The sequence below is a fragment of the Bacillus thermotolerans genome, assembly GCF_000812025.2.
GTDB lineage: Bacteria > Bacillota > Bacilli > Bacillales > Domibacillaceae > Quasibacillus > Quasibacillus thermotolerans.
Map to the genome: position 1 here is coordinate 1 of NZ_JWJE02000086.1, position 5,823 is coordinate 5,823.

Annotated in this window: 4 protein-coding genes; 2 read left to right on the forward strand and 2 right to left on the reverse strand. The window is 34.9% G+C overall.

Features of this window, described 5'->3' with window-relative positions; translation table 11 throughout:
- Nucleotides 1-43: 43 nt before the first annotated feature.
- Both QY97_RS18430 and QY97_RS18435 read right to left on the reverse strand, forming a co-directional pair.
- Nucleotides 44-751, reverse strand: coding sequence for a tyrosine-type recombinase/integrase (locus QY97_RS18430; RefSeq protein ID WP_039229893.1), 708 nt, complete (start codon nucleotides 749-751; stop codon nucleotides 44-46).
- Nucleotides 748-3,714: a Tn3 family transposase gene (locus QY97_RS18435; protein WP_039229895.1), complete on the reverse strand. Its 2,967-nt coding sequence runs from the start codon at nucleotides 3,712-3,714 to the stop codon at nucleotides 748-750. Before QY97_RS18435 ends, QY97_RS18430 begins: the two co-directional genes overlap by 4 nt.
- Nucleotides 3,715-4,030: 316 nt before the next feature.
- Here QY97_RS18435 and QY97_RS18440 point away from each other — a divergent pair, with 316 nt between their 5' ends.
- On the forward strand, nucleotides 4,031-4,408 hold the full coding sequence (locus tag QY97_RS18440) for a hypothetical protein (protein ID WP_198402952.1): 378 nt from the start codon (nucleotides 4,031-4,033) through the stop codon (nucleotides 4,406-4,408).
- A gap of 52 nt (nucleotides 4,409-4,460) precedes the next feature.
- The gene (locus QY97_RS18445) at nucleotides 4,461-5,702 is read left to right on the forward strand and encodes an HAD-IIA family hydrolase (RefSeq protein ID WP_039229899.1); all 1,242 of its coding nucleotides are present in this window, start codon (nucleotides 4,461-4,463) and stop codon (nucleotides 5,700-5,702) included.
- Nucleotides 5,703-5,823: the final 121 nt, after the last annotated feature.

Here is a 5,823-nt window from a genome sequence, read left to right on the forward strand (position 1 = left end):
GGGGTAGCAACAGCGTAGCTGTCATTACCCGCAATAAACTGTATTAAATTGGGAAATTCTTAATGGCGTCATTATAATGATTTTGGGCTTCTTCAATAGCTAATCTCGAGTATACCTCTAAGGACTTTCTACTCTTATGTCCTGAATAGGGTTGAATTAATGCATCATCTATACCTTGTTTTTTTAACCAGGTTAAAAGGAAATGTCTTAGCATATGAGGAGAAATATTTTGAGTCAATCCAGCTGCCTCTGAGTACTTTGATAAAATTTTTCTGATTCCTCTATCTGTGTACTTCTTATTCCATGAAGACTCAAATAAATAAATAGCATGTTTATTTTTCATATTAATGCAGTGCATTGCCAATAATTCTTTAAAAGAATCAGGAAAAGGGACAATTCTATCCTTTTTCCCTTTTCCTTGATTAATTCTAATCTGGCATCGGTCAAAGTCTATATCTGTAAGCTTTATATTTATTAGTTCACTAACCCTAACTCCGGTATAAAGAAGGGTTCTAATAATCATCATGTCTTGGAAATTTTTTGCTTTCCAAACAACTTCATAATAACGTCTAAGTTCTTCTTCAGTTGGTATATAGGGAAGCTTTTCTGATTTTTTTGGTATCTCTACTTCTAATTCCTCACGTAGATGTTGAAATACCTTTTTTAAATAATCATAGTCTGGACGCTCACTTCGTAGATATTTAGCAAGTTCCTTAGCCTTCTTTTTTGCTGATGTTCTTTTTAAATTCATGCAGAATCCACCTCTATTTTCAATCGTTCAGACATATCCAATTTAAAGATTCCATAAGGATTTACATGGGTGTAAATTAATGGAGTTAAAGCCCGAAGATCTTCAGGTGTCATCCTATCAAACCATGCATTTTCAGATAAAATATTTTGTATCATTAAAGTATTAATATACACTAAACAGTTTTGAAGTAAATGTAAAGATAAAACGGCTATTTCTTGATCCTCTAACCGATTTGTTGCTATTTCTCCACCTTTTCCATAAAAGATAAAACTGTTTGCAGAGTTCCAATTTTCAACAACATTTAGCCCTTCGTGAATTTCCCTTCTAATTTCTTCGGAATCGAGGTATTCACATAGAAAAATGGTTTTAATGGCTTTGCCTAGTTCTGCAAGTGCCTGATATGTCGGGTGCTTTAAATTATTTCGAGTAAAACGCTTTAAAATCGCCTCAGTTTCTGCCGTTCCCAAGCGTAATGCAGTAGCATATTTGACCATTTGATCATATTGCTGCCGGATTAATTCCCAGTTAATTGGCCTAGTCATTACCGGTTGTAAATTGGGATAGGTATCTGTCATACCTACATCCGGTCGGTACAATTTTTGACTATGGATAGACTTTAATCTTGGCATTAATTGAAATCCAAGAAGGTGGCAAAATGCAAAAGCAACTTCACTTTGACCATGGGTATCGACATAGTTTTTTTGAAGATTCATATCAGTACAATGACGAAGTAATCCTTCAATCATCGATGCAACCTCGGATGATGAACAGGACTTCAACTGGGAGTAAATACAGGTTGAATTTTTTGCAACATGCCAATAAATCATAACACCACGGCCACGGTATCGTATATGCCATTCGGTCATCAAATTTTGATCCCACGCTCCAAACTTCTTAGAATCTGATGCACAGGCAGTTGTTCCTTCTCCCCATATTTCTTTGATTTTACAACGAAAAATAGCATTTACGACCTCTGCAATTGCATTACGTAAATTATCCTTTTGTATAAACTTTTTTCGAATATATAATAGATCGTTATATTTTTCTCCGTGTTCTCCTGCTGAAACCCGTTTAAGACCAGCATTTGTTCCTAGACCATATAATGTAAGGATCAATCTTTTTTGAATGGTTGCCCTATCGAGAATTTCTCTATTACCAACTGTTTTAAAATGATCTGTAAAATTGATTCTAAGATCAGCTTCTTTCAAAATATCCAGTAAGTTTGTCATTGGCCAACGCTTCATAATTTCAGCTTTTAAGCGTGATAGGTTTATTGGTTCTGGTAGTGGTTCATATGGTGATATTGATATCCAACCATTTCCTTTTGTTGTAATTCGGACTTGAGAATTTTTAGGAATTCTCTCATTTAGTTTTTCTAAGGATTTGATCATCTTCTGTTTAATACTCAAAATAAATGCTTCTGCATCAAGTGGCTGGTTTAAAGCTTTGTAATTTTCTTCTCTTCGCTCTTCAAAATCTTGTGGCAAATCCTCATCTGGATTTCGATATCGATCAGAACCCACTACCCAAATTTCCTTGCATCGAAGCTTGTCCCGTAATGCTTGTAAAGCACTGATTTCATAATTTATTCGGTTTATTCGTTCCTGGCCTTTGTCGTCTTTTTCAACTACAATTTCTTTATTAACAGAACGAATAACTCCGTTGATTGGAACATTTTCTGTTATTGGAAAGTAATGAAAGCCAGTTTCAGCGTACTTTTTAATCAATCCAAGCGCCTCAATCACTGGACGGTGAACCTCGTTATTAGAACGAAAATCAAGAATATTTAAAATTTCAGGAACCATCCTGCGATAATGATTACCATAGGAAGCCCGAATAACCGTATGAATTTTCTCACGATAGGCCGGTCCAGTATGTTTGAATTCCTTTACTAAGTCTTTTAAGGTTTGCTCATTAACTATAGGATAAAGAACTTCGCGAATTATTCCTTCTGGATTATCAACTGCTGCTTGAGCAAGATTGAATAAAATGCCATATTTGTTATTGACTTTCCGTAAATCATTTAGTATTTCTTTTTCAACCTTTCGCTCGGCACGTACATTAATTCGATGAATGATTTGGATCAGCAGTTCAATGAGGTTATCCGTGATTTCTAAGCTCCGAAGCCAAAAGAATGAGGATAATAAGGTGTAGCGAATTGGTTCGGGGTGTCGTCTTAATGAGCGAATATCCTCTGTGGCAGCTCGTAGCCGATATTTTTTAATAATTTTTGGAGGAACATCTTTAAATAAATCTTGAGGTAAGTTGAGTTGACGGATGGTATTCAATTTTTCTAGTTCCTTAAATACGGTATCTAACCCAACTCGTCCTGGATCTGATTTTAATTCATGAAAAGAGATGCTTTTTTTAGATACTGATGTCTCCTCTATAGTATCTTCAATATCTTCAATTCTTTCAATCAATGAATCAAGCTTTGTTAGTGTTTGTTTTGGTAAACTTTTATATATAGCATCAAAAAAACGTTTTTCATAGGTGTTAATGGCGGAATGAATAAGGCGTTCTATCCGATCGGGAGTCGGTGGTTCGATTCTAAGATCGCGAAATCTTTGATATACTTGCTCCTCTACATAATTCATTTCATGATTATGGTATAGAACAAATTGACAAAGCCAATTAATCATTTCTTCAATGTCTTGTTGTGTAATTTCCCGAAAGCCAAAATAATTACGTATTTCTGAACGATGATAAGTAATCGTTCTGCCTGTCCAATCATAATTACTAAAAGCACTTGGGTTCAAAAATAATTGCTTTGCTAAAAACTCTATAAAAGATCTTGGTAATTCATTTTTATAATACGGAAATCTTGCTTCGTATTGAAAAAATTTAAACAAAACGGCAAAGCCAAGTTTTGAATCACCTCTCTTTGTTTGAATAAGCTTCATTTCATCGGGCGTCAATGTAAAGTGTTCTATTAATTCTTCTAACTCCCAGTTCCTTTTCAAAACATATTCTCCCCTCAAAAAAGTTCCTATAATGGTGAGTGCCGGAACTTTATTTAAAATAAAGTATATTATAAATCAACTATATCAAACAATAATCTATTAAATTTTCTATAAGTTCCTAACCCAAAATAGTAATCGGAACTTATAGACTATTCAACGAATTTGTGTTACGTTTATATGGAACACTTTTACAACAAAATAAAAATATTTGATTGAAAATGACCAGTTGTCTTTTCTTGAGAATAATTCAGTTGACGGAGCCATGACCTGTTATGTATTTATTAATACGGAAAATAAAGATAGGATTCGGCGAATTATGAAAGAGATTTATCGAGTACTAAAACCTGATTCACCATTTGTTATTTTAGATACAAATCCTGATTCAACAGGTATCGAGTTTTCTACGTTTCGAAATGGTATACCAGGAAAAAAATATATAAGTGGAGAAGCACGACAAGAATGGTTACATATAGAGAACCAAGAGGATCTTATATTACATGACTTTCACTGGCCAAAATCAATGTATCAGGAAGTTCTGAAAGAGATAGGTTTCCGAGATATCGAACAACTAGAACCAACTTTACGGGATATTCCTTATGAGGAATTAAAAAGGATTGAACAAGAACATAAATTTAGCCAATGGACACAGGAATGGGATTACCCTCCCTTCGTTCTTTATCGATCCGTCAAATAAGTAGTCAAATAAGTAATGGAAGGTTTCAGAACTGTTCCAAGGAGAGAATATTATGATAGCTGATGAATTTGATGTATTTTTATTTGACTTAGATGGAGTAATTTATATAGGATCAGAACCACTTCCTGAGGCAGTAGAATCACTTAGGCGTCTTCGAAAAGAAAAGAAAGAGATTAGATTTTTAACTAATGATCCATGTACAACACGGGAAAAAACAGCAAAACGGTTAAGTAAGCTAGGTATAGAAGCAAGCAGCGAAGAAGTAATTACGTCTGGTTGGTTGACCGCACAATATTTACACCATGAAAAAGTCAGAACTGCATTTGTTTTAAGTGATGAAAATTTAAAATGGGAATGTCAACAAGTTGGTATCAATATAAAAGATCAAACCAATGTAGAAGCCGTTGTTGTTGGGTGGGACGATAATGCGTCTTTTCATGATATCCAGAAAGCAGCAAAATTTATTCATAAAGGATCAAAATTTGTTGCCACAAATGCAGACAGAACGTTTCCAACCCCTGAAGGTCCTTTACCTGCTGTTGGGGCAATGGTGGAAGCGATACGGGTTTCAACAGAGAAAAGACCTATCATTGTCGGAAAACCTTACCCTTATATGTTTAAAAAGGCACTTGAAGATTTTATTCCATCCTCCAGAGCAGTAATGGTGGGTGATAATCCATATACTGATATTTTGGGCGCACATCAGGCAGGAATACCGGCCATTTTGGTATCAGAGCAAAATGTTAAAAAGTTCCCGTCAGCAAGAGATTTCCGCAATCCAGATGCTACGATACCAAATTTAAAGAGTTTATTTGACAGTAATATAAACATAAAAAAGTGGATTTCCCCTTCCTTTTCTTGGCCAGATAATATCGAAGCAGGAGTTGCAGGCATTATTTTTGATAAAAAACAGCGAGTTCTTCTAATGAAACGTGCAGATAACGGATTATGGGGAATTCCATCGGGCCATGTTGAGCCAGGAGAAACTGTAGAGGAAGCAATCATCAGAGAAATTAGGGAAGAAACCGGTTTGAGAGTCAAAGTTAATAGGTTAATCGGAGTTTATTCTGATCCTGTTTCTCAGGTTTTTTCATATCCAAACGGTAATGTAAGTCACTTTATTACAACATGTTTTGAATGTGAAGTTATAGGTGGAACTCTAAATAGAAAAAGCGAAGAGACATTAGATGCGGATTATTTCGACTTTAATCATTTACCAGAAAATCTCCTAAACATGCATCCAAGATGGCTTAAGGATGCATTAGAAAGGGAAAGAATTTCTTATATTCGTTAGTTAAGTAACAAGCCCTATAGAAAAACAGAAATGGCTTAAAGTTAAAACTTTAAGCCATTTCTCAATTTTACATATATTTACTGTTTATTGCGGGTAATGACAGCTACGCTGTTGTTACCCC